At 64.8% G+C, this 21,992-nt stretch carries 23 protein-coding genes and 1 riboswitch; of the genes, 13 read left to right on the forward strand and 10 right to left on the reverse strand.

The features are described 5' to 3' along the window. Positions 1 to 4: 4 nt before the first annotated feature. Genes ACXZ1M_RS03410 through ACXZ1M_RS03420 form a run of 3 tightly spaced genes read right to left on the reverse strand, consistent with a single transcriptional unit; the run spans position 5 to position 2,446 of the window. Positions 5 to 445 (reverse strand): hypothetical protein, encoded by a 441-nt coding sequence (locus ACXZ1M_RS03410; RefSeq protein WP_459051809.1) that lies wholly within the window; start codon positions 443 to 445, stop codon positions 5 to 7. 13 nt (positions 446 to 458) lie between these two features. Next, positions 459 to 983: an SRPBCC family protein gene (locus ACXZ1M_RS03415; RefSeq protein WP_459051810.1), complete on the reverse strand. Its 525-nt coding sequence runs from the start codon at positions 981 to 983 to the stop codon at positions 459 to 461. Positions 984 to 994: 11 nt separating this feature from the next. Next, a complete protein-coding gene (locus ACXZ1M_RS03420) occupies positions 995 to 2,446 on the reverse strand; it encodes a cytochrome P450 (protein WP_459051811.1) in 1,452 nt (483 codons plus the stop codon). 68 nt (positions 2,447 to 2,514) lie between these two features. Here ACXZ1M_RS03420 and ACXZ1M_RS03425 point away from each other — a divergent pair, with 68 nt between their 5' ends. Then, on the forward strand, positions 2,515 to 2,916 hold the full coding sequence (locus ACXZ1M_RS03425) for a VOC family protein (protein ID WP_459051812.1): 402 nt from the start codon (positions 2,515 to 2,517) through the stop codon (positions 2,914 to 2,916). Positions 2,917 to 2,922: 6 nt separating this feature from the next. On the opposite strand, the gene ACXZ1M_RS03430 is transcribed toward ACXZ1M_RS03425, so the two are convergent. Both ACXZ1M_RS03430 and ACXZ1M_RS03435 read right to left on the reverse strand, forming a co-directional pair. Further along, complete coding sequence (locus ACXZ1M_RS03430; protein ID WP_110848843.1) at positions 2,923 to 3,123, reverse strand: hypothetical protein; 201 nt, start codon at positions 3,121 to 3,123, stop codon at positions 2,923 to 2,925. A gap of 9 nt (positions 3,124 to 3,132) precedes the next feature. Continuing rightward, positions 3,133 to 5,958 carry a M16 family metallopeptidase gene (locus tag ACXZ1M_RS03435; RefSeq protein WP_459051813.1) on the reverse strand — a complete coding sequence of 942 codons (2,826 nt, stop codon included), beginning with the start codon at positions 5,956 to 5,958 and terminating at the stop codon, positions 3,133 to 3,135. Between the two features lie 95 nt (positions 5,959 to 6,053). Further along, positions 6,054 to 6,184, forward strand: a riboswitch (FMN riboswitch). Between the two features lie 99 nt (positions 6,185 to 6,283). Between ACXZ1M_RS03435 and ribB the strand changes: the two genes are divergently transcribed. Continuing rightward, complete coding sequence (gene ribB / locus ACXZ1M_RS03440) at positions 6,284 to 6,952, forward strand: 3,4-dihydroxy-2-butanone-4-phosphate synthase (RefSeq protein ID WP_459051814.1); 669 nt, start codon at positions 6,284 to 6,286, stop codon at positions 6,950 to 6,952. Here ribB and ACXZ1M_RS03445 read toward each other — a convergent pair. Then, entirely contained in the window at positions 6,949 to 8,331 is a 1,383-nt protein-coding gene (locus ACXZ1M_RS03445) for an MFS transporter (RefSeq protein WP_459051815.1), read from the reverse strand. The two genes, ribB and ACXZ1M_RS03445, sit on opposite strands and share 4 nt — an antisense overlap. Before the next feature lie 87 nt (positions 8,332 to 8,418). On the opposite strand from ACXZ1M_RS03445, the gene ACXZ1M_RS03450 reads away from it, so the two are divergent. The 6 genes from ACXZ1M_RS03450 to ACXZ1M_RS03475 are packed head-to-tail and all read left to right on the forward strand — an operon-like array spanning position 8,419 to position 13,132. Then, positions 8,419 to 9,285: a LysR family transcriptional regulator gene (locus tag ACXZ1M_RS03450; protein ID WP_459053968.1), complete on the forward strand. Its 867-nt coding sequence runs from the start codon at positions 8,419 to 8,421 to the stop codon at positions 9,283 to 9,285. A 41-nt stretch (positions 9,286 to 9,326) separates the two neighbouring features. Then, entirely contained in the window at positions 9,327 to 10,103 is a 777-nt protein-coding gene (locus ACXZ1M_RS03455) for an MlaE family ABC transporter permease (protein ID WP_459051816.1), read from the forward strand. A gap of 1 nt (position 10,104) precedes the next feature. Further along, a complete protein-coding gene (locus ACXZ1M_RS03460; RefSeq protein WP_459051817.1) occupies positions 10,105 to 11,073 on the forward strand; it encodes an MlaD family protein in 969 nt (322 codons plus the stop codon). Beyond that, positions 11,070 to 11,762 carry a hypothetical protein gene (locus ACXZ1M_RS03465; RefSeq protein WP_459051818.1) on the forward strand — a complete coding sequence of 231 codons (693 nt, stop codon included), beginning with the start codon at positions 11,070 to 11,072 and terminating at the stop codon, positions 11,760 to 11,762. Before ACXZ1M_RS03460 ends, ACXZ1M_RS03465 begins: the two co-directional genes overlap by 4 nt. Before the next feature lie 50 nt (positions 11,763 to 11,812). Then, positions 11,813 to 12,784 (forward strand): nucleoside hydrolase, encoded by a 972-nt coding sequence (locus ACXZ1M_RS03470; protein WP_459051819.1) that lies wholly within the window; start codon positions 11,813 to 11,815, stop codon positions 12,782 to 12,784. Between the two features lie 3 nt (positions 12,785 to 12,787). Next, a complete protein-coding gene (locus ACXZ1M_RS03475) occupies positions 12,788 to 13,132 on the forward strand; it encodes a translation initiation factor Sui1 (protein ID WP_459051820.1) in 345 nt (114 codons plus the stop codon). A 2-nt stretch (positions 13,133 to 13,134) separates the two neighbouring features. On the opposite strand, the gene ACXZ1M_RS03480 is transcribed toward ACXZ1M_RS03475, so the two are convergent. Next, entirely contained in the window at positions 13,135 to 13,752 is a 618-nt protein-coding gene (locus ACXZ1M_RS03480; protein WP_459051821.1) for a cysteine hydrolase family protein, read from the reverse strand. Between the two features lie 98 nt (positions 13,753 to 13,850). Here ACXZ1M_RS03480 and ACXZ1M_RS03485 point away from each other — a divergent pair, with 98 nt between their 5' ends. Then, entirely contained in the window at positions 13,851 to 14,804 is a 954-nt protein-coding gene (locus tag ACXZ1M_RS03485) for a GlxA family transcriptional regulator (RefSeq protein ID WP_459051822.1), read from the forward strand. 9 nt (positions 14,805 to 14,813) lie between these two features. Here ACXZ1M_RS03485 and ACXZ1M_RS03490 read toward each other — a convergent pair whose 3' ends face one another. Continuing rightward, positions 14,814 to 16,058 carry a DEAD/DEAH box helicase gene (locus ACXZ1M_RS03490; protein WP_459051823.1) on the reverse strand — a complete coding sequence of 415 codons (1,245 nt, stop codon included), beginning with the start codon at positions 16,056 to 16,058 and terminating at the stop codon, positions 14,814 to 14,816. A gap of 107 nt (positions 16,059 to 16,165) precedes the next feature. On the opposite strand from ACXZ1M_RS03490, the gene ACXZ1M_RS03495 reads away from it, so the two are divergent. Next, a complete protein-coding gene (locus ACXZ1M_RS03495; protein WP_459051824.1) occupies positions 16,166 to 17,155 on the forward strand; it encodes a dipeptidase in 990 nt (329 codons plus the stop codon). Positions 17,156 to 17,158: 3 nt separating this feature from the next. Here ACXZ1M_RS03495 and ACXZ1M_RS03500 read toward each other — a convergent pair whose 3' ends face one another. Beyond that, a complete protein-coding gene (locus ACXZ1M_RS03500) occupies positions 17,159 to 17,572 on the reverse strand; it encodes a hypothetical protein (protein WP_459051825.1) in 414 nt (137 codons plus the stop codon). A 79-nt stretch (positions 17,573 to 17,651) separates the two neighbouring features. On the opposite strand from ACXZ1M_RS03500, the gene ACXZ1M_RS03505 reads away from it, so the two are divergent. Continuing rightward, positions 17,652 to 18,020, forward strand: coding sequence for a MerR family transcriptional regulator (locus tag ACXZ1M_RS03505; RefSeq protein ID WP_459051826.1), 369 nt, complete (start codon positions 17,652 to 17,654; stop codon positions 18,018 to 18,020). Here the strand turns inward: ACXZ1M_RS03505 and ACXZ1M_RS03510 are convergent. Continuing rightward, the gene (locus tag ACXZ1M_RS03510) at positions 18,013 to 19,833 is read right to left on the reverse strand and encodes a DUF4153 domain-containing protein (protein ID WP_459051827.1); all 1,821 of its coding nucleotides are present in this window, start codon (positions 19,831 to 19,833) and stop codon (positions 18,013 to 18,015) included. The genes ACXZ1M_RS03505 and ACXZ1M_RS03510 overlap by 8 nt on opposite strands. An 86-nt stretch (positions 19,834 to 19,919) precedes the next feature. Between ACXZ1M_RS03510 and dapC the strand changes: the two genes are divergently transcribed. Both dapC and dapD read left to right on the forward strand, forming a co-directional pair. Continuing rightward, positions 19,920 to 21,134: a succinyldiaminopimelate transaminase gene (gene dapC / locus ACXZ1M_RS03515; protein ID WP_459051828.1), complete on the forward strand. Its 1,215-nt coding sequence runs from the start codon at positions 19,920 to 19,922 to the stop codon at positions 21,132 to 21,134. A gap of 11 nt (positions 21,135 to 21,145) precedes the next feature. Next, positions 21,146 to 21,973 carry a 2,3,4,5-tetrahydropyridine-2,6-dicarboxylate N-succinyltransferase gene (dapD, locus tag ACXZ1M_RS03520; RefSeq protein WP_459051829.1) on the forward strand — a complete coding sequence of 276 codons (828 nt, stop codon included), beginning with the start codon at positions 21,146 to 21,148 and terminating at the stop codon, positions 21,971 to 21,973. Positions 21,974 to 21,992 lie beyond the last annotated feature (19 nt).

Below are 21,992 nucleotides of genomic sequence, written 5' to 3' on the forward strand. Positions count from 1 at the left end.
CGCTTTAAATTGAGCGGCCGCGCACGCGAATGAACGGGCCGATGCAGCGATTCAGCGTGCGATCGGCGCACATCACGAACAGATTGCCGTTGGGGTGGAATTGCAGGTAGCTGGTGACCTCCCGGCCCGGCTTGGTGATCTCGCCAGAACAATCGCGCTTGCCGTTGTCTTTGACGATGATGTCGACCTCCTCGTAGAAGCCATCCTTGTCCGGCTGGTCGCTGATGGTGAAGGTGGACTCGGCCACCTCCTCATGGCTGAACACCAGCGTGGTGCCGTCGGCGCGGATGCGGTAGATTTCGCTGCACGAGCTCCCCGGCAGCATGATGCGCCAGGTGCCGATGATGGGATGGTCTGACCGCAAGGACGTAGTTTGGGCAGCCTGCGCAGCCGCAAGCATCAACGCCAACGCCAACGCCATGCCTACCGCCGCTCGCATCCGCATCGCACACCTCCGTTTATTTTTCCGCCGCCGTCTTCATCTGCGCCAGGCCGCGTTCAAAGTCCGGCCCGATCATTTTGTCCATGCTGACGAAGAGTCCCATCAACTTGGTCATGAAATCGGACTTGCCGGACATGGTCCAGGTCACCTGGGTGGTGTCGCCTTTCGGCTCCAGCACGAAATCCGTCATCGACGACGATTCCATCGGCGCGATGAAGTCCAGCTTGATGCCGACCTTGGCCGGCGTCAGGCTGATCACCTCCATGCGGCCGGCGCCCACGTCGCGATTGCCCTGCCAAGCATAGACTGCGCCCAGATCCTTCGGCGCACCACTGAAGGTGCGCGTCATGCCGGGGTCGAGATGCTCCCAGGGCGACCATTGCACCCACTGATGAAAATCGCTGATCAGCGGCTGGATCTTCTCCGGCGGCGCCTTGATGGCGACGCTGCGCGTGACGCTGTAGCTGGCCGGCTGCAAAGCGGCGGCCGCCAGCACGATCAATATCAATACCGCCAGGCCGATGATGATTTTCTTGAACATAGCTTCTCCGTCTAAGTATGCAACAGTTTGACCAGCTTCACCGGCAAAGCATCCGGCGTCATGGTGAAGGTAAAACACTCCTGCGCGGACGGCGCGCCGGCCACGCGCTGGAGCGCAAAATGCCGCGCCAGCATCGACATCGCCATCTTGATCTCGGCCATGGCCAAGTAGCGCCCCGGACAGAAACGCGGCCCGCCGCCGAACGGGAACAGCTTGCGGCCCGGATCGTCGCCTTGGCCGTTGGCGCCGTCGAGCCAGCGCTCCGGCATGAAACGTTCCGGCTGCGCCAGCTCGCAATCGCGCTCGGACGCATGGCGCAGCAGCAGGAAGATCACCGTCCCCGCCGGCACCGCCAGGTCGCCCAGCACCGTGTCGTGATTGGCTTCGGCCGCCATGAACGGCGCCACCGGCTTCAGGCGCATGGCTTCGCGCGTGGCGGCGTCGATGTACTTGAGCTGCTCCAGCCGGTGATAGTCGGTCAGCACCGCGTCCGCGCCCAGCACCTGCCGCGCCTCGTCCCGCATGCGCGCAGCGGCGTCCGGATGGTCGGCCAGGAATTCCAGCAGCCACGCCATGGTGTTGGAGGTGGTGTCCTCGCCGGCGAACACCATGGTGATGGCGTTGCCCACCACCGTTTCGTCGGTCAGGCCGGAGCCCGGCTCGTCGCGCGCCACGATCAGCGCCTCCAGCATGTTGGAAGGCTTCTGGCGCAGCGCCGGATTCTGTTCCATGCGCTGGCGCGCGTCCGCGATGAAACCGGCGATGGCTCGCTGGATGCGCGCCGCAGCCGCCGTGGCCTCGTGGTCCTGCGCGCGCTTGAGCACCGCCACGCGCCAATACGTGAAAGGCGTGGTCAGGCGCCGCGCCACCAGCTTGAACAGGAATTCGATATCGCGCTGCAGTGGATGTTCTTCCAGCTCCAGCGTGTTGATGTCCTGCCCCATCGCCAGGCCGATGGTGACGTCCAGCGTGTAGGCCTTCAGGTCGCGCAGCAGGTCGACCGGGCGGCCGGCTTCGATGGCGCTCTCCCAGCGCAGCCGCAAGCGCTCGGTCATCGCCGACAAGGTGGGGAAGAAGTTATGGATGACCTCCGGCGTCAGCGCCCGCATCACCAGCTTGCGCTGGCGGCGCCAGTCCTCGCCCTCGGCGGTGAACAGGCCGCGCGTGCCGATCTCGTCGAGCATTTCCGCCGTGCGGCTGGAACGGCGCATCATGTCCGGCCGGTCGCGCAGCAGCGCCGCGATCAGCTCGCGGTCCGAGGTGGCCAGCATTTCCTTGCGCATGATGCGGAAACGATACAACGGCCCGTACTCGCGCGCCCAGCCTTCCAGCACGCGGTGAAAAGGCTGGGCGCGGATCTCGCGCACATTGCCAAACAACGGCCGCGCCCTCGGCCCCTGCAGGTCGGCAATGCGGCGCAGCGGCGCCATGCCGGGCGACAGTTCGATCGTGTTTTTTTCCATACCGTGCTCGTCTCCGCGTACACTATATCCCCAAATGTTGACGATATACTCACTCGCGGGAGGACGCAATGCTGTCGCACGTTTATGTGGGAATTAACAACTTCGAAGAGGCTTTGCCGTTCTACACCGCCCTGATGGCGGAGCTGGGCGCGCGCCAGCGTTTTGTCGACACCCACCGGCCGTGGGCCGCTTGGCAGCCGGCCGAAGGCGCACGGCCGTTGTTCATCATCGGCGCTCCCTACGACAACCAGCCGGCGGCATGCGGCAACGGCCAGATGCTGGCGTTGATGGCGACGTCAAGGGAGATGGTGGACCGCGCCTATGCGACGGTGCGCGAACATGGCGGGGTCTGCGAAGGCGCGCCTGGATTGCGGCCGCAGTACCACGCCAACTATTACGGCGCCTACTTCCGCGACCCGGAGGGGAACAAGCTGTGCGTCGTGTGCCACGAGGCACAGCCGGGTGAATGACTGTGATTAAGCCAGCGCTTCCTTGGCCGCTTCTTCGGGCGTCAGGCCATCGTAGAACTGGTCGGTGAACCATTCGACCTGCTCTTCAATATGATCCTGCGCCTCCTGCACGGTGGCGCCGCCCTTGACTAAAAAGCCCTCCACTTCGATACACCAGTTAATCAGTTCCAGGGTTTCCGGATCCAGTTCTTCTTTTTTCTTTGCCATGATGACTCCTTACTTCTCAGGGTACAACACTACCTGCAGGTAGTTATTCGTGTCAAAGTAACGCTGCGCGGCCTCCTTGAGGTCCGCTACGGTCAACCCGTTTACGCGCGACTCGTACGTCAGTATATCCTCTGGACTGTTATTGTTAAAGAAGGCGTTCTGCAGGGACGCCATCCAGTAGCCGTTTTCCCGCATGCCTTTGCGGTAGCTCTTGATCCACGACGCCTTGACCTTGTTCAGGTCCGCCTCTTCCACGCCGTTCTGCTGGATCTTGCCGATTTCGGCGAAGGTTGCCGCCAGCACCTTGTCGACGTTCTCCGGCGCGCACGGCAGGCTGGCGTTGATGGAGTAGTTACCATATGGGATGCGGCTCATGGAAGCGCTCATGCCGCCGCTGTACATCGCTCCCATCTTCTCGCGCAGGGTCTCGATCAGCTTGATGTTCATGACCTCCACCAGCGCCTGCAAGCGCATGCGCGCGGCGCGCGAGTACTCCACCTCGCCGGTGAACGACAGCGAGATGGTGCTCTTGGGCTCCGCGCCGGCGTGCACTTCCTTCTTGACCACGCCCTTGATCGGCCGCACGCCTTCATCCTTGAAGGCCACCGGAATCTCGCCCACCGGCAGGCTGGCGATGTAGGTGGCGATCAGCGGCTTGATTTTCTCGACGTCGAAGCTGCCGACGATGAAGAAGGTGAAGTCGCGCGCGCTCGACATGCGGCTGTTGTAGATATCGAGCACGCGATCCAGCGCCAGCTGGTCGAAATCGGCCGGCCGGGCGGCGCGCAGCACGCGCGGGCTGTTGTTGTACAGCGTGGCGGTGACGGTGTCGTAAAACACCGACTCCGGCCGCGCCAGATTGTTCTGCGCCAGTTCGCGCTGACGGTCGACGTAGGCACTGTAGATGGCGACGTCCTTGCGCGGCTGCGTCATCTGCAGATAGACCAGTTGCAGCATGGCTTCCACGTCGGTGCTGCCGGAACTGCCGCCCACCGATTCGTTGAGCGAACTGACGCTGGCGCTGGAGCTGACGCTCTTGCCGGCCAAGACCTTCACCAGATCGTTGGGCGTGTAATTCAACACGCCCATCTGGCCGACGATGCTGCTCGCATAGTGGGCGGCGAAGACGTCGCTGTCCGGCAGCAGCGACCAGCCGCCGTAGCGCAGGCCGCCCAGGATCACCTGGTCGTTATTGAAGTCGGTCGGCTTGAGCACCACCTTCACGCCGTTGCTCAGCACCAGTTCCGTGGCGCCGATCTTTTCATTGACGGTCTGGCTGACGATGCTGCCGGCCTTGGGCAAGGTCGGCATCAGCTGCGAGGCGTACTGCTTGTCCTCCAGCGGCTTGACCTCGATCTTCTCGGCCGCGCCGGCGGTTGCCAGCAGCTCGTCGGCCTTCGGTGGCGGCGCGCCAGGCTTGTCGACGCCGGTGTAGATCACCAGCTTGTTCTGGTTGACCGGAATGGCGGCGCGCACGGCGGCATTCACCTCCTGCAGCGTGATGCCCGGTATCAGTTCGGTGGCGTAGCGGTATTCGGCGGCGGTGCCTGGTATCGATTCGTTCTCCAGGAAGTTGCGGATGTATTCCGCCGCATAGCCGGACGAATCGGATTTTTCGCGTTCGTTGTAGATGCGCTCATAGTTGCGCAGCATGCCCTTCTTGGCGCGCTCCACTTCCGATGCGCTGAAGCCGTACTGGCGCGCGCGCTGGTCTTCCTCCACCAGCGCGTTGATGGCCGGCGTGGCGCCACCCTTGCCCAGCACCGCGCCGGCGCCGAAGGACCGGTAGCCGCGCACGATCTTGTTCATGCCGCTGCCGCCTTGCAGGAACGGCGGATTGGCCTGCTGCGTCAATTCGTACATGCGCTGGCTGAGGATGAAGCTGTACATCCCTTCGATCAGCTTCTGGCGGTAGTCGGCGATGGTCTCGCCGGCCGGCCAGGATTGGATCGGGTAGCGGATGTAGACCGTGTTGGCGCTGACTTCCTTGTCGGTGAAGACCACGCCTTCGGACTCCTCGCGCTCCGGAATCTTCGCGTATTCGCGTGGACGCGGCTTGGCCGGATTCTTCAACTTGCTGAAGTGTTTTTCAATCAGGCGCTGGGCCTCGGCCGGCTCGATATCACCGACCGCCACCACCGCCATCAGGTCCGGGCGATACCAGTCGCGGTAGAAGCGTTTGATGGCGTCGTACTTGAAGGTCTTGAGGATGTCCTCTTTACCGATCGGCATGCGCTCGGCGTAGCGCGAGCCGTTCAGCACCTTGGGCAGCACCACCTTGTTCATGCGGTCGTCCACGCCTTTACCGAGGCGCAGTTCTTCAAGGACGATACCGCGCTCGCTGTCGATGTCGGCGTCGTTGAAGGAGAGGCCGTGGGCCCAGTCTTCCAGCACCTGGAAGCCCTGCTCGACCACGTCCTTTTTATCGGTCGGTATCGGCAGGATGTAGACCGTTTCGTCGAAGCTGGTGTAGGCGTTGAGATCCGCGCCGAACTTCACGCCGATGGACTGCAGGTAGGACACCATCTCGTTACGCTTGAAATGGGTGGAACCGTTGAACGCCATGTGTTCGGTGAAGTGCGCCAGGCCTTGCTGGTCCTCGTCCTCCAGGATGGAGCCGGCTTTCACCACCAGCCGCAGCTCCAGCTTATTCTCGGGACGGCCGTTCTTCTGGATGTAGTAAATCAGTCCATTAGACAGTTTGCCAACTTTTACCTGCGGTCCGACCGGAATCTGGTCGCTCAGCCTCAGTGGCGGTGGTGCGTCGGCAAGCGCCGGGAAAGTACACGCCAGAAGTGCAGCGCCGGACAGGATACGCAAGGTAATCAGCTTCATTCCGAATGCAAGATATGTAAGAGAACAGCTACCTTACACTGAAATCCTTAAATTGGGCTAGAATCCTCCGGCCCGCCGTCCGGCGGGTAACAACACAACGTCTTCGGGGCGGGGTGAAAATCCCCACCGGCGGTAAAGTTTACAAAACTAAGCCCGCGAGCGCTCAGGCGCAGATCTGGTGTAATTCCAGGGCCGACGGTTAAAGTCCGGATGAAAGAAGATGTGCGGTTTACGCAGCCTGCCAGCCACCTGTGGCATGGCAGGCTGCGCGTATTCGCTTGCCCTGTCGCGTTTTTCGCCTATCTTTGCGAGGAGCGTTTCACCAATGTCTGACCAATCCGTAGTATCCAACCATTCTCCCTACTCCCTGGTATCCGATGATCTGGAAGGCCGCATTCACGCGGCGCTGGAAGCCATGCGCGCCGGCGTGCCGGTTATCCTGCTCGATGATTTCGACCGCGAGAACGAAGCGGACCTGATCGTCGCCGCCGAAAAAATGACCGTGCAGACCATGGCCATGATGATCCGCGAATGCAGCGGCATCGTCTGCCTGTGCCTGAGCGCCGACAAGGTCCGCGAGCTGGAGTTGCCGATGATGGCGGCCAACAACGGCAGCCGTTACGGCACGCCGTTCACGGTGTCGATCGAAGCGCGTGTAGGTGTGACCACCGGCGTGTCGGCGGCCGACCGGGTGACCACCATCCGCGCGGCGACGGCGGCCAACGCCAGGCCGGCGGACCTGGTCCATCCGGGCCACGTCTTCCCGTTGCGCGCGACGCCGGGCGGGGTACTGGCGCGCAAAGGCCACACCGAAGGTTCGGTGGACCTGGCCACCATGGCCGGCCTGAACCCGTCGGCCGTGCTGTGCGAGTTGATGAACCCCGACGGCACCATGATGCGCGGGGTGGAAATCGAACGCTTCGCCGAGCAGCACCGGATGCCGATCCTCACCATCGCCGAGATGATCGAGTGGCGTCAATCGCGCGGCATTTAAGCGCCCGGCCGCCCCAGCTTGATGTGGCGGTACACCAGCAGTAAAGCGCCTGCGTATGCCGCTGTAATCAAGCTGAAAGCCAACGGCAGCCGCAGCGCCCACTGCGGCGCCACATGCATCACGGTCCCCATCATCGCCACGCCAACCAGGGCGCCGATCTGACGGTTGGCGTTCAGCGCGGCGGCGGCGCTGTTGGCATTCGCCTTGCCGGCCACCAGCATCACGGTGGCCGTCATGCCCGGAATCGCAATCCCGATCGCCACATTCATCACCACCGCAGCCGCCACCAGCAGCCAATAAGGCGTATCCGGACGCAGGCCGACCAGCATCAACACCGCCATCACCAGCCCCGCCAGCAACCCATACATCATCGGCGGCCGCGTACCAACCCGCGCTGTGATCCGGCCCGAAGTCAGATTACCAACCGCGAAAGCCGCCATCATCGGAATCAGCTTGACGCCGGTCTGCAACGCGTCCGCCCCACCCTGCTGTATGAATAAACTCAACAAAAACAACTGCCCGAACACCGCAAAATTAATCAGGAAGCCAACGCCATTGGCCGCCGCAAAAGCCGGCGTCTCGAACAGCGCCTTGGGCAGCAAGGGATGCGCCCCGGAGCGCTCACGCCGCACCAGCAGCGCGGCCGTCGCCACCGCCGCCACGCCAGCCAACAGCACGCCGCCCGAAGTCCATCCCAACGCCGGCCCCTCGATCAGCACAAAACTCAACGCCGCCAGCGCCACCACGCCCAGCGCATGACTCAGCATCGACAAATGACGCGCATGCCGCGCCGTGGCCGGCGCCAGCACCTGCGTCAGCACGATGCCCAGCAAGCCAATCGGCACATTCACCCAAAACACGCTGCGCCAGCCGAATTCGTGGACCAGCACCCCGCCCACCAGCGGCCCGGCCGCCGACGAACAGCCGACAATCGCCGACCACGTCCCCAGCATGCGCGCCCGTGTCGCCTGGTCTTCATACGCATGCGTCAGCAAACTGAGAGAACTCGGCATGAACAGCGCCGCCCCAGCACCCTGCAGCAAACGCGCCGCCACCAGCGCATGGCCGCTCGGCGCCAGCGCACACAGGATCGAACCGAGGATGAAGACACTCAGTCCGCCCTGATACACAGTCTTGGGGCCGAAACGATCCGCCAGCGCGCCGCCGGCCATCAGCAGCGCGGCGAAGGTCAGTGTGTAGCCGTCCACCACCCAAACCAGCCCGGTGAGCGGCACCGACAGGTTGAGCGCGATATCCGACAGCGCGGTATTGACGGCGGTGACGTCGATCATCGCCATCACAAAGCCGATGGCCAGCGTCATCAGCATCAACAAGGGAGGAACCTGGCGCGCCGGCGCCGCAATGGTGGAGGTATTCATGGCGTCATGGTAGGCCGCTTGCCTGATGCAGTAAATACGCATAACATCAGCGCTCTGATGCAAAAATGCATCACGCTGGAGACCACTATGGACTGGGACAACGCGCGGATCTTCCTCGCCATCTATCGCAAAGGCACGCTGCGCTCGGCCGCAGCGCTGCTCGACATCGACCAGGCCACCGTCGGCCGCCGCCTCAACGCGCTGGAATCCTCGCTGGGCGCGCGCCTGTTCCTGCGCACGCCGTCCGGCTACATGGCCACGCCGGCCGGCGAACTGGCCGTCAGCGCGGCCGAGAAGATGGAGCACGCCGCGCTGCAGTTCCAGCGCGAGATGCAGGGCATCGACAACCGCCTGTCGGGCGTGGTGCGCGTCACCACCTCCGACACCATGGCCGCGCACTTCGTCATCGGCGCCATGCAGCGGCTGCACCTGCAGCATCCCGATATCCGCATCGTGCTCAGTACCAGCACCGGCATCACCAGCCTGACGCGACGCGAAGCCGACCTGGCGGTGCGTACGCTCAAGCCCACCAGCCCGGACCTGATCTCGCGCCATCTGACCCGGCGCAGCATGGGCCTCTACGCCACGCCGGCCTATCTGAAGGCGCGCGGCATGCCGCAACCGGGCAACGGCCTGGCGGGACACGACATCGTGATCTACCAGGCCTCGGTGGCGCCGCGCCACCAGGAAAAGATCTGTTTCGAACCGGTGCACAACGCGCGCGTGGCGATGGAGGTCAACAGCGGGCTGGCGATGATCGAGGCGGCGCGGCTGGGCATGGGCGTGACCGAACTGCCCTGCCACATGGCCGACGGCGACAAGCGCCTGGTGCGCATCTGGCCGGAGCGGGTCGACCACTACGATGTCTGGCTGGTGATGCACGCCGATTTGAGCCGCAGCGCCCGCGTGCGGGCGGCGGCCGACGCCATCATCGCCAGCTTCCCCGACCCGTAACTGTACGCCTGCCCCCGGCGCGGCGGTGCTAATATGCCAAGATGAACACGCAAGCATCCACACTGGGCATCCTGCAAAGACTGCATCAAGGCGCTGTCGCCTGGATGCACAGCTGGTGGCGCCTGCTGCATTTCGCGGTGCTGATGTTTTCCCTCGCGCTTACTCCATCCAGCTACGGCGGCGACCGGCGCCCCGTCCTGGCGCGCCACCTGGTGGCCGACACCGCACCCAACCTGGCCTGGTACGGCGTGCTGTCCGCCCTGGTCAGCCTGGTGCTGATCCGCATCGTGGTGGTGACGTCGCAAAGCTACGGCCTGTCGCGTTTCGCGCTGGAGATGGTGGTGCGCGTGCTGGTGCTGGAACTGATCCCGCTGACCGCCGCCGCCTTTGTCGCCCTGCGCACCACCCTGCCCGCCGGGCTGGAATTCGCGCAGAAGCGCAACATGGCCGCCGCCACCGAGGAAGAGCTGCACGGCGAGTTCTTCCCGCGCGTGGTGGCCGGCATTTTTGCCGTCTGGCTGCTGGCGGCGGTCAGCTGTGTGCTGACGCTGTTCCTGGCCTACGTGACGCTCTACGGCTTCACGCCATGGGCGCTGGCCGGCTACACGCGCGTGGTCGGCCAGGTGTTCAATCCCGCCGTGACCTTGATCCTGGTGCTGAAGATCGTGTTCTTCAGCTTTGCCGTCGGGCTGATTCCGATGGCATCCTCTTTTTACTCCGGCCTCGCCAAGGTGTCGCGCGGCCTGTCGGACATGGTGCGGCTGTTCGCCGTCATGCTCCTCATCGAAGTCGCCTCGCTCATGGGTAATTACTACTGATATGACAGAACAAAACAACGAAGCCGCGCCGGTGCGCAACGCCGAATTCAAGGCGGCCATGCTGCTGGCGCTGATGGTGGCGCTGGTGCTGGGATCGGCGCTCTACTTGCTGTACGCGCGCGGGGCGTTCGAGACCACGCAGACGCTGATCCTGCAGGCCGACGATTCCGAAGGCGTGGTGGTCGGCATGGACGTCACCTTCGCCGGCTTCCCTATCGGCCGCGTGCGGCGTATTGAATTGAGCCAGGAAGGCAAGGCGCGCGTGGTGGTGGACGTGCCGCGCAAGGATGCGCATTGGCTGCGCAGTTCCAGCATCTTCACGCTGGAGCGCGGGCTGGTGGGCGGCGCCAAGCTGCGCGCCTTCAGCGGCATTCCGACCGATCCGGCGCTGGAAGACGGTGCGGCGCGCGCGCTGCTGGTGGGCGATCCGGGCGCCGAGATTCCCCGGCTGCTGTCAGCGGCGCGCGATCTGCTGCAAAACCTGAACGAGCTGACGGCGGAAAATTCGGCTTTGGCCGCCAGCCTGGCCAACGTGGCCGGCGTGACCGGCAAGCTCAATGGCCCGCACGGCGCCATGGGCCTGATCGCCGGCGATGACAAAAACGCGCAGCAGTTGACCGAGCGCGCCAACAAGCTGCTGGTGACCGTGAATGCGCTGGCGGTGAAAGCCGACAGCTTGATCGGCCATGCCGACGAACGAGTCTTCGGTCAGAAAGGCGTGGTGACGGATGCGCAGGCCACCATCGTTCAGCTTAATGGTCTGCTTGCGGATGCGCGCAACTCGCTCAAGAAAATGGATGCGGTGCTGGTGGAGGCGCAGGCGGTGGCGTCCAACACCAAGGAGGCCACGGCCGATCTGGGCACGCTGCGCGGCGAAGTGGAAAGCAGCTTGCGGCGGGTGGAGCAGTTGGTGAATGAAATCAACCGCAAGTGGCCGTTCAAGCGCGATACGGAGATCAAGCTGCCATGAAGAAGACCATCGTCATCGCCAGCGTCGCCACCACCTTACTGGCCGGCTGCGGCAATAATCCCCCGGTGCCGGATTGGCAGATGAATGCGCACAGCAGCATCGAGCGCGCCACCTCGGCCTACATGTCCGGCAACGCGCGCGTGGAAGCTGCTGAAGCCAAGCGCGCACGCGAAGCGCTGGCCAGCACCGGCAAAATAGACCTGATTGTCCGCGCGGAGCTTATCCAGTGCGCCGCGCGCGTGGCCTCGCTGGTGTTCGAGGACTGCGCCGGCTACGACAAGCTGGCGCAGGACGCCAGCCCGGCCGACCGCGCCTACGCCGCCTACCTCGCCGGCCGCGCCACCGCCGCCGACACGCCCCTGCTGCCAGCGCAGCACCAGCCCATCGCCGCCATCACCGCCAGCGCCGCAGCGGCGGCCGACGCCGGCGCCGTGCAAGCCATCGCCGATCCGCTTTCCAGGCTGGTGGCCAGCGGCGTGCTGCTGCGCGCGGGCAAAGCCAGTCCGCAAGTGCTGACCGATGCGGTGGAAACCGCCTCCGCCCAAGGCTGGCGCCGGCCGTTGCTGGCCTGGCTCGGCGTGCAAGCCATGCGCGCCGAACAAGCCGGCGACAGCGCCGAAGCCCAGCGCATCAAGCGCCGCATCGACATCGTCGCCGGCAAACAAGCGGAAATAAAGGCGCCGAAATAAGGCCCGCCGGCTTCCTGTAAAATCCTGCTTCCACCGAATCAAGGATTTACATGGCCTACTCCCTCTCCCGGCCGCTGCGCGGGCTGTTCACCGCACTGGCGCTGTCGTGCGCCGTATTTACCGCACCTGCGCAGGCCGCGCCGCATAAAGTCATCGTCGACATGGACATCGGCGACGACATCGACGACGCCTTCGCCCTCGCCCTGCTGCTGCAAAGCCCCGAGCTGGAAATCATCGGCATCACCACCGCCTGGGGCGACACCGCCCTGCGCGCGCAACTGCTGGAACGCCTGCTGCGCGAAACAGGCCACAGCAACATCCCTGTCGCCCAAGGCATCGCCACCACCGGCAATCCGCAACCGCTCACGCAAGCACGCTACGCCCAGCGCGGCAAGCTGCCGGCGAAACTGGACGCGGTCGATTTCATGCTGGACCAGATCAAGCGCCAGCCCGGCCAGATCACGCTGGTGGCTCTCGGCCCGCTGACCAACATCGGCGCCGCCATCACGCGCGACGCCGCCACCTTCGGCAAACTCAAACAGGTCGCCATGATGGGCGGCTCGGTGCGCGTCGGCTACCGCAAATCGCAGTACGTGCCGTCACGCCCGGTGGACAAGGAATACAACATCGTCTCCGACATCCCGGCCGCGCAAAAACTGTTCACCTCCGGCGTGCCGATCGTCATGATGCCGCTCGACTCGACCCAGATCCGCCTTGATGAAGTGGAGCGCAACGCCCTGCTGGGCCACGGCTCGCCGGTCACCGACGCGCTGGCCCTGCTCTACCACCAATGGATCGACGCCTACCAGCCATGGTCCAGCAACATGCCGTCGCTGTTCGACGTGGTGCCGGTGGCCTGGCTGATCGATCCAGCGGTCTGCCCCACCGCGTCACTCCGCATCCTGGTCGACAACGAAGGCTACACGCGCGAACTGCCCGGCAAGCCGAACGCGCAAGTGTGCCTGGCTTCGGACCAGCAGCGCTTCTTCGACATCATGATGCCGCGACTGCTGAAGGATTAAACCATGGCCCTCGTCTACTCCACCGAAACGGGCCGCATGTGCCCGGACTGCCGCAAGCCGCTCACCGAATGCATCTGCAAGAGCGCCGCCAAGGCCAAGCCGGCCGGCGACGGCAACGTCAAGGTCTCGCGCGAATCGAAGGGACGCGGCGGCAAGACCGTCACGCTGGTGCGCGGCCTGCCGCTCGACGCCGACGCGCTGGCCGCACTGGGCAAACAGCTGCGCGCCGCATGCGGCTCGGGCGGCACCGCCAAGGACGGCGTGCTTGAAATCCAGGGCGACCATTGCGAACGCGTGATGGCCGAGCTGACAAAGCTCGGCCACAAACCGAAACGCGTCGGCGGCTAGCCTTACGCGGCAGCCTTCAGCGTGCGCTGGACCGACAGGTAGATATTGTCGCGCTCCAGCGACTTGCCCTCAGCCACGGCGCCCAGCCATTGCTCGGTGCTCGCCACGGCCGCAAAGCCCGTATGGAACACCGTGCTGAAAACGCGGTGAATCTCTTCCGCGCTGGCCTTGCCGGCCGCGTTCTCGTACGACGGCGAACCGCTGGCGTCCGACAAAAACTCCACCGACAGTCCCTTGTGCGCCGCCTCGTAGATGGTCGCGGCATCGCAGTTGTGCGTCATGTAGCCGACGATGGTCATCGTGTCGATGGCGTTGTCGGCCACCCACTGCGACAGGTCGGTGCCGGTGAACACGCTGGCATAGGTCTTGTTGATATGGTGGCTTGAACCGCGCTTGGCCACCTCGTCGTGCAGCTGCCAGGATGGCGAACCCTTGGCGAAGATCGGCGACTGTTCCGGCGCGTCGTGCTGCACCATCACCACCGGAATCCCGGCGGCGCGCGCAGCATCCATGGCGCGGGTGATGTTCGGCAGGCTCACGGCCACCGGCGGATATTCAATCTTCATATTGCCGGTGAAGTATTCGTTTTGTACGTCGATGACGATCAGGGCGCGGCGCATGGTGTTTCTCCTGTATTGGGTTACGATGAGAGACATTGTGCGCTTGCGCGCGCCAGGCCGACAGTGGCCCGAAGGCATACAAACGATATAATTGGGCCATGAACACTCCCGCCAGCCGCAACTACCGCATCGCCGTGATCGCGTTCGACGGCATCACGCCCTTCCACCTGTCCGTACCGGGCATGGTGTTCCGCGACGCCGCCTTCGACCTCACGATCTGCTCGGCCGATCCGTCGCCGCTCAGCACCACGGGCGGCTTCGACATCAGCGTGCGGCACGGCCTGCAGGCGCTGAGCCGGGCCGACATCGTCATCCTGCCGACCTGGCACGACGACTGCCGCCCGGCGCCGGCGGTGCTGCTGGAGGCGCTGAAGCGCGCGCACCGGCGCGGCGCCCGCATCGTCGGCCTGTGCCTCGGCGCCTTCCCGCTGGCCGAAGCGGGCTTGCTGGATGGCCGCAGCGCCACCACCCACTGGTCGTTCGCCGATGCGCTGGCCGAACGCCATCCCACCGTCGCCGTCGACCGCGAAGTGCTGTATGTGGATGATGGGGTGTTGACGTCGGCCGGCGTGGCGGCGGGACTGGATTGCTGCCTGCACCTGCTGCGCCAGCTGTGCGGCGCGGAGGTGGCCAACCACGTCGCGCGGCAGCTGGTGGTGGCGCCGCACCGTCAAGGCGGGCAAGCCCAGTTCATCGAGCGCCCGGTGCCGGTGAGCGGCAGCGACGACCGCTTCGCACAAGTGCTGGAATGGGTGAACCAGCATCTCGCGGAGAACCATAGCATCGACGCGCTGGCGGCGCGCGCCGCCATGAGCCGGCGCAATTTCACGCGCCACTTCCGCGACGCCACCGGCACCTCGTTCAAGCAATGGCTGCTGAACCAGCGCGTGACGCACGCGCAGCGGCTGCTGGAAAGCAGCGATGTATCGATAGAGATGGTGGCGCAGGAAGCGGGCTTCGGCTCGGCGCTGTCGCTGCGCCAGCACTTCCAGGCGACCTTGCGCACCTCGCCGTCCGCCTACCGCAAGCTGTACCGGCCTGCGGCGCCCTGAGCGCCGGGACTATTCGCCGGCGGCGGCGGCTTCGCGCAGCTTGTCCTTCTTGCTCTTGCGCTTGCCCTTGATGCCGCCATTGATGGTGTCGGTGACGGCGCTGACCACCGGCGCTTCGTCGGTGCGCTCGAAACCGGCGACGACCTCGCGCGGCACGCGCTGCGCCTGGCGCTTTTCGATCAGGCGAAAATGCGGCTCCGCCTCGACGGTGACGAAGCTGATCGCCACGCCGCTCTCGCCGGCGCGGCCGGTGCGGCCGATGCGGTGCGTGTAGTCGACGGCCGAACGCGGCAAATCGTAGTTGACCACGGCCGGCAGGCGGGCGATGTCGATGCCGCGCGCCGCCATGTCGGTCGCCACCAGCACCTGCAGGTGACCGGAGCGGAAGTCAGTCAGCGTCTCGGTGCGCGCGCCCTGGCTCAGCTCTCCGTGGAAGGACGCGGCGTGGATGCCGTTGCGGTTGAGTTTATCGGCCACATGGTCCGATGCGTACTTGGTAGCGACGAACACCATCACCGCCGGCCACTCGTGCTCCAGGATCAGGTGCTTGAGCAGCATGGTGCGGCGCGCCACATCGACTTCGATGGCGCGCTGCGCGATATTCGGCTGGTCGGCCGGCGCGGACAACACTTCGACGCGGGTCGGCTGTTTCAGGATGGTGTCGGCCAGCTTCTGCACCGCCGGCGGGAAGGTCGCCGAGAAGAACAGGTTCTGGCGCTGCTGCGGCAGCAGTTCCAGGATGCGGTTCAGCTCTTCGCTGAAGCCCAGGTCCAGCAGGCGGTCCGCCTCGTCCAGCACCAGCATGGCGGTCTGCGACAGCTTCACCGCATTGTGGTCGATCAGGTCCAGCAGGCGGCCGGGCGTGGCGATCAGGATGTCCGTGCCGCCGCGTAGCGCCATCATCTGCGGGTTGATCGACACGCCGCCGAACACCACTTGCACCTTGAGCGTGGTCGGCAAATGCGACACCAGCTTGCGCACCGAATCGGCCACCTGCGCCGCCAGCTCGCGCGTGGGCACCAGGATCAGGCCGTGCACCTGGCGCTGGCTGCCGCGCTTGTCGAGCAGCGCATGCAACAACGGCAGCGCGAACGCGGCCGTTTTGCCGGAACCGGTTTGCGCGGCGCCCAGCACGTCCTCGCCGCGCAGGATGGCGGGAATGGCGGCGCGCTGGACGGCGGTGGGCTCCAGGTAACCGATTTCGGTAATTGCGTTAAGCAGCGAGGGTGCGAGGCCCAGCGAAGAAAAAGACATGTCGGCCTTCGTAATACGGGTGAAAAGAAGTGAGTATAAAGCATGCGCCGGAATTGCCCTCCGCAGCCATTCATGGGAACATAGACTTTTCTTTCACACTGACGATCATGATCAATTGGGACGCCCACGCTTGCCTGCCGCAACACCCGCTGGCCGACTTCACACCGGTGGACCGGCTGCACGCCGCCGGCGTCAATTATGTCTCGCTGAATGTGGGTGCGGACATGAACCCGATCTCGCAAGTGATGTCGGTGATCGCAGGCTACCGCGCCACCATCGCGGCCGATCCGGCGCGCTATGTGCTGGTGTCCAGCGTGGACGACATCATCCAGGCCGCCGCCGACGGCCGCATGGCGATCAGCTTCGACCTGGAAGGCGCCCTGCCGCTGCTGGACCAGCCGGACATGGTGGCGCTGTACGCCCAGTTGGGCGTGCGCCAGATCCACTTCGCCTACAACCGCAACAACAGCGTGGCCGACGGCTGCCACGACGTGGCGCGCGGTCTGACGCCGCTCGGCCATCGCATGGTGGCGGCGGTCAACGACAATGGCATCCTGATGGACTGTTCGCACACCGGTCGCCTGTGCAGCCTGGAGATCATGAGCGCGTCGTCGCAGCCGGTGATCTTCAGCCACGCCAATCCGTATGCGCTGGTGCCGCACGGCCGCAACGTCACCGATGAGCAGATCCGCGCCTGCGCGGGGACCGGTGGCGTGGTGTGCATCTCAGGCCTGTCCTTCTTCCTCGGCAGCGCGCAGCCGTGCGCCGACGACGTCGCGCGCCACGCGGCCTATGTGGCGGAGCTGGTGGGCGTCAAGCACGTGGGCATTGGCCTGGACATCTGCTTCCAGCAGCCCGGCCTGGACGACACGCCGCCGGGCGTCTTCGATCCATCGCACTGGTGGCCCGCCTCGGCCGGCTACGACATGAACCATCCGCCCAGCTTCACGCCGCCCGAAGTCTGGCGCGAGCTGCCGGCCGCGCTGCGCCGCACCGGCATGAACGACACCGACGTGGCGCTGGTCCTCGGCCGCAACATGATGCGCGTAGCGCAGCAGGTGTGGAGCAGCCCGCAGGCGCTGGCCAAAGCCGCCTGACCTTCACTGCGGCACGCGTTGACCTACCGCACGCACCGGCAACCACTGGGCCGCGCCCCACGCCAGTTCGGGCAGCACGAAGAGCCACAGCAGCGGCGCTCCCGTCGCCGCCAGCGCCCACGCCATCCAGGTGCTGAACAGCAGCCGCGCGACGCCATCGAAGCGGCCGTAGCGTTGCTGCGGATCGCTGATGCGCAGCGCGGCCCACACCAGCACCACGCTGCCTAGCAGGCAGGCGAACAGCACATGGAACGGCGTGAAAGCCGGCAGCGCCGCGCCACCCAGCGCCTGGTTGATGCTGTCCAGTTGCGTGTGCGCGAAGGCGAAGCTCCACGGCGTGGCGAAAGGCGCGGTCACGAGCAGGTCATAGATCGCGCTGCCAAGGACGATCTTGCGGAAAGTGGCGGGCGTCGGCATGTAAAGCTCCAAGGAATGAATGGAGCCATGCTAAAGGCTGGAGTACACTCCAGGGTCAAGCGATCTTTGGAGACCCTGCATGCAAATCGGAGAAATCGCCGGCGCCACCGGCTTGAGCCGCGACACTTTGCGCTTTTATGAAAAGCGCGGGCTGCTGCGCGCGCGCCGCAGCGCCAACGGCTACCGCGACTATCCGCCGGAAGCCGTCGACTGGCTGCGCTACATCCGGCTGGCGCAGACGCTCGGCTTTACGCTCGCCGAGATCGAGGCCGACTTGCCGCTGCTGACCGAGCCGGAAGCCGCCGCGCCACAATTGCGCGCGGCGCTGGAGCGCAAGCTGGCCGATATCGACACGCGCATCAGCGGACTGCAAATGCTGCGCGGCGAACTGGCCCGCCGCCTCGGCGACGACATGCAGGCCTGCCCGCTGCAAGGCGCGTCTACTTGAGTTTTTCGCACTCGTCCTTCGCGGCGCCCCGGCGATCAAATTCCACCCTTACGCCACCGACCTCCAGATCCTTGAAGCGCGGCGCCACCATCGCGAATTCTCCCTTGCGCAGCTTTTCCAGCAGCGGCTTGCAGCTCGCGTGACGATAAGCGATGGCGGCGACGACGCCCCAGACACCATCGATGCCCTCGGCATACAACTGCCCGGCGCCGTGCTCCGCCTTGTCGAACAACAGCACCTCCGGCTTGCCGTCGCCATCGGCGTCGATCACAAACGCGTCGCACTTGCCTTCCTTCCGGCTCAGGCAATCGAGCTTCTGAAGATCCGGCACCGTCTCCCATTTCTGCGCCAGAAAGCTGGCCGGCAGTTGCGCGCCGGCGGGCCACACGGTCAGGTTGTCGGCCACGGCAACCGGCGCGGTGGCGCGTTGGGATGGCTGCCAGCGGTCTTTGTCGGCCAGCGCCAGCATGGCGGTGGCCTCGCGCTGCAGCAGCGCTGCATCCGCGCCGGCGCTGCGCTGCTTCAGCTCCTCCAGAGCCGCCCTGCCATAACGCCCGCCCTCAAAGCGCAGATAGCGGAAATCAAAATCGGCGGCAGCGGTCTTGCCCTTGGCCAGCCGCGCCATCTGGCTGTTCACGCCGATGCGGGCCGGATCGGCGATCGGCGTGAACAACGCCAGCAGCACCGCCATCACCAGGAACGCGCCCCACACATTGACCATGCTGACCGGCTTGAGCCAGGTGTCATACTGATACGCCGCCCACAGATAACCGGCGGCGTAGAACAAGGCCACCAGCAGGCAGGCGGCGGCGATCACCCGGTCCGAGGTCCAGCCATACTGCACCACCCGCAGGCCGAGCGCGTAGATGCCGACCAGCGTCACCGGCAGGATCAGGATCGCGGCGGTGCGCGCGCCCACGCGCAACGGCAGCGCCACCAGCGCCTCGCCGTTCTGGAAGGCGGCGTTGATGAGCACCAGCAGCAGCGCCGCCGTCGCCAGCAGCACCGAGGTGGCGTGACGCGTCTCCCACAGCGCCGTCAGGCCGGTGAAAGGCAGCGCGCACAGGAAGCCCGTCACCAGCACCACGGCCACCGGCAGAATCCACGACATCAGCACCAGCAGCAAGGTGCGGATGCCGCGCACGATGGCCGGGCGCACATCCGTCACATGCATGGCGCAGGAAAAAGCGGTACAGATCACCGGCACGTTGAACCAGGATTCCCGCAGCAGTTCGCGTAGGAAGCTCAACTTCACCAGCATGAACAACTCCGCGCCCATGAACAGCACCACGAACAGCGCGCCAACGAAGAAGGCGGAAAACAACAGTTGTATAGCCAGCTTCCACGCCGTTTCGAAGTACGCGTTGTAGCCGGCGATACGCCTGCCCTCCTGCGCGCCGGCCAGCACCAGCGTGTGGGCGATGAAGAACAGCACGACGCTGTAGACCACCAGCGGCACGGACGGCGCATAGTAGGGATTGCGGTCCCAGTTGCTGAGCAGGGACTGCGAGTTCAGGCCGCGCCACACGTCGTGCAGCGACATCGCCAGCAGCACGGCCAGCGCAGCCAGCAGCCACGCGGCCACCTGCCGTGGCGCCAGGTGGCCCAGGCTGGAGATCAGCAACACCGGCAGTATCAGCAGCACGGTGACCAGAGGCCCCATCAGATAAGGCGCGGTGGCCGGCCAGGCGACGTCGCGCGCGGCGGCGTAGAGCCAGTACAGCAGCAATCCCTGTACCAGTCCTATCGCCAGCCGCGCTGCCATCACCTTGCGGCTGACCTGCGCTTCCAGTGCGATCTCGTTCTGCTCCATTGCCCCGCCCCTGATTGTCTATTCGATTATTTTAATAATTTAGCATGGATGACCGGGCACGCGTAAGGGCGCTATAATCGAAGACTATGAATCCACTTCTCGACAAGCTGCACCCTTACCCGTTTGAAAAACTGCGCCTGCTGTTTGAGCAAGTCACCGCCAGCCCGCAGCACAAAGCCATCAGCCTGGGCATGGGTGAACCCAAGCATCCTACGCCGAAATTCATCGAACAGGCGCTGGCCGACAACCTGTCCGGCCTGGCCGTGTACCCGACCACCATCGGCTCGCCCGAAATGCGCGCGGCCATCGCCGGCTGGCTAGAACGCCGCTACAACCTGCCCAAGCTGAACCCGGCCACCCAGGTGCTGCCGGTGAACGGTTCGCGCGAGGCGCTGTTTGCGCTGGCACAGGCGGTCATCGACAAGGACGCCAAGTCGATCGTGGTGAGCCCGAATCCGTTCTATCAAATTTACGAAGGCGCGGCTTACCTGGCCGGCGCCGAGCCCTACTTCGTCAACTCCGACCCGGCCCGCAATTTCGGCTGCGACTACGACAGCATTCCGGAAGAAGTCTGGAAGCGCGTGGCCCTGCTGTTCGTCTGCTCGCCCGGCAATCCGACCGGCGCCGTACTGTCGCTGACCGACTGGGAAAACCTGTTCGCCCTGTCGGAGCGCTACAACTTCGTGATCGCCGCCGACGAGTGCTACTCCGAAATCTACCACGGCGAACAACCGCCGCTGGGCGCCATGGAAGCGGCCCATCAACTGGGCCTGGCCACCATCGACCGGCCGTATGCACGCCTGGTGGTGTTCAGCAGCCTGTCGAAGCGCTCCAACGTGCCGGGCATGCGTTCGGGCTTTGTGGCCGGCGACGCCGAAGTACTGAAAAAATTCCTGTTGTACCGCACCTATCACGGCGGCGCCATGAGCCTCTCCGTGCAAGCTGCGTCGATCGCGGCCTGGAACGACGAAACCCATGTCGAACAAAACCGCGAACAATACCGCGCCAAGTTCAACGCCATCACCCCGCTGCTGCAGGACGTGCTGGATGTGGAACTGCCGGACGCCGGCTTCTACCTGTGGGCCGACGTCAGCCGCACCGGCCTGACCGACACCGACTTCGCCCAGCGCCTGTACGCGGAATATAATGTCACCGTCCTGCCGGGTAGTTATCTGGCGCGCGAGGCGCACGGCATCAATCCGGGCCGCAACCGCATCCGCATGGCGCTGGTCGCCGAAACGGCGGAAGGCCTGGAAGCGGCGCAGCGCATCGTCCAATTCTGCAAGTCCCTTAACAAATAAAGCTGAAGATCATGACCCAACAACTCAAGAACATCATCGAAACCGCCTGGGAAGACCGCGCGAACATCAACCCGGCCAACGGCTCCGCCGAACTGCGCGACGCCGTCAACCACGTGCTGGCAGGCCTGGACAACGGCACCATCCGCGTAGCCGACAAAGCCACCGGCACCTGGGTAGTGAACCAGTGGGTCAAGAAGGCCGTGCTGCTGTCGTTCCGCCTGGAGAACAACGTGGTCCTGCCTTCGGACGGCACCATGCAGTTCTACGACAAGGTTCCGACCAAGTTCGCCAACTACACCGCCGACGATTTCGCCAAGGGCGGCTTCCGCGTGGTGCCGCCGGCCGTGGCGCGTCGCGGTTCCTTCATCGCCAAGAACGTGGTGCTGATGCCTTCCTACGTCAACATCGGCGCGTATGTCGATGAAGGCGCGATGGTCGACACCTGGGCCACCGTCGGTTCGTGCGCGCAGATCGGCAAGAACGTCCACCTGTCGGGCGGCGTCGGCATCGGCGGCGTGCTGGAACCGATGCAGGCCAATCCAACCATCATCGAAGACAACTGCTTCATCGGCGCGCGTTCGGAGATCGTTGAAGGCGTGATCGTGGAAGAGAACTCGGTGATCTCGATGGGCGTGTACATCGGCCAGTCGACCAAGATCTACGACCGCACCACCGGCGAAGTGACCTACGGCCGCGTGCCTTCGGGTTCGGTGGTGGTATCGGGCTCGCTGCCTTCGGACGACGGCAAGTACTCGCTGTACTGCGCGGTGATCGTCAAGCGCGTCGATGCGCAGACCCGCTCGAAAACCGGCATCAACGAACTGCTGCGCGGTATCTAAGAAGCTGTAAAACCAACCG

It is taken from the genome of Duganella paludis (assembly GCF_054461335.1).

Excerpts from the sequence above, each read along its gene's own strand:
- ACXZ1M_RS03410 (WP_459051809.1), bottom strand. The coding sequence starts at position 445 with ATGCGGATGCGAGCGGCGGTAGGCATGGCGTTGGCGTTGGCGTTGATG.
- ACXZ1M_RS03415 (WP_459051810.1), bottom strand. The coding sequence starts at position 983 with ATGTTCAAGAAAATCATCATCGGCCTGGCGGTATTGATATTGATCGTG.
- ACXZ1M_RS03420 (WP_459051811.1), bottom strand. The coding sequence starts at position 2,446 with ATGGAAAAAAACACGATCGAACTGTCGCCCGGCATGGCGCCGCTGCGC.
- ACXZ1M_RS03425 (WP_459051812.1), top strand. The coding sequence starts at position 2,515 with ATGCTGTCGCACGTTTATGTGGGAATTAACAACTTCGAAGAGGCTTTG.
- ACXZ1M_RS03430 (WP_110848843.1), bottom strand. The coding sequence starts at position 3,123 with ATGGCAAAGAAAAAAGAAGAACTGGATCCGGAAACCCTGGAACTGATT.
- ACXZ1M_RS03435 (WP_459051813.1), bottom strand. The coding sequence starts at position 5,958 with ATGAAGCTGATTACCTTGCGTATCCTGTCCGGCGCTGCACTTCTGGCG.
- ribB (WP_459051814.1), top strand. The coding sequence starts at position 6,284 with ATGTCTGACCAATCCGTAGTATCCAACCATTCTCCCTACTCCCTGGTA.
- ACXZ1M_RS03445 (WP_459051815.1), bottom strand. The coding sequence starts at position 8,331 with ATGAATACCTCCACCATTGCGGCGCCGGCGCGCCAGGTTCCTCCCTTG.
- ACXZ1M_RS03450 (WP_459053968.1), top strand. The coding sequence starts at position 8,419 with ATGGACTGGGACAACGCGCGGATCTTCCTCGCCATCTATCGCAAAGGC.
- ACXZ1M_RS03455 (WP_459051816.1), top strand. The coding sequence starts at position 9,327 with ATGAACACGCAAGCATCCACACTGGGCATCCTGCAAAGACTGCATCAA.
- ACXZ1M_RS03460 (WP_459051817.1), top strand. The coding sequence starts at position 10,105 with ATGACAGAACAAAACAACGAAGCCGCGCCGGTGCGCAACGCCGAATTC.
- ACXZ1M_RS03465 (WP_459051818.1), top strand. The coding sequence starts at position 11,070 with ATGAAGAAGACCATCGTCATCGCCAGCGTCGCCACCACCTTACTGGCC.
- ACXZ1M_RS03470 (WP_459051819.1), top strand. The coding sequence starts at position 11,813 with ATGGCCTACTCCCTCTCCCGGCCGCTGCGCGGGCTGTTCACCGCACTG.
- ACXZ1M_RS03475 (WP_459051820.1), top strand. The coding sequence starts at position 12,788 with ATGGCCCTCGTCTACTCCACCGAAACGGGCCGCATGTGCCCGGACTGC.
- ACXZ1M_RS03480 (WP_459051821.1), bottom strand. The coding sequence starts at position 13,752 with ATGCGCCGCGCCCTGATCGTCATCGACGTACAAAACGAATACTTCACC.
- ACXZ1M_RS03485 (WP_459051822.1), top strand. The coding sequence starts at position 13,851 with ATGAACACTCCCGCCAGCCGCAACTACCGCATCGCCGTGATCGCGTTC.
- ACXZ1M_RS03490 (WP_459051823.1), bottom strand. The coding sequence starts at position 16,058 with ATGTCTTTTTCTTCGCTGGGCCTCGCACCCTCGCTGCTTAACGCAATT.
- ACXZ1M_RS03495 (WP_459051824.1), top strand. The coding sequence starts at position 16,166 with ATGATCAATTGGGACGCCCACGCTTGCCTGCCGCAACACCCGCTGGCC.
- ACXZ1M_RS03500 (WP_459051825.1), bottom strand. The coding sequence starts at position 17,572 with ATGCCGACGCCCGCCACTTTCCGCAAGATCGTCCTTGGCAGCGCGATC.
- ACXZ1M_RS03505 (WP_459051826.1), top strand. The coding sequence starts at position 17,652 with ATGCAAATCGGAGAAATCGCCGGCGCCACCGGCTTGAGCCGCGACACT.
- ACXZ1M_RS03510 (WP_459051827.1), bottom strand. The coding sequence starts at position 19,833 with ATGGAGCAGAACGAGATCGCACTGGAAGCGCAGGTCAGCCGCAAGGTG.
- dapC (WP_459051828.1), top strand. The coding sequence starts at position 19,920 with ATGAATCCACTTCTCGACAAGCTGCACCCTTACCCGTTTGAAAAACTG.
- dapD (WP_459051829.1), top strand. The coding sequence starts at position 21,146 with ATGACCCAACAACTCAAGAACATCATCGAAACCGCCTGGGAAGACCGC.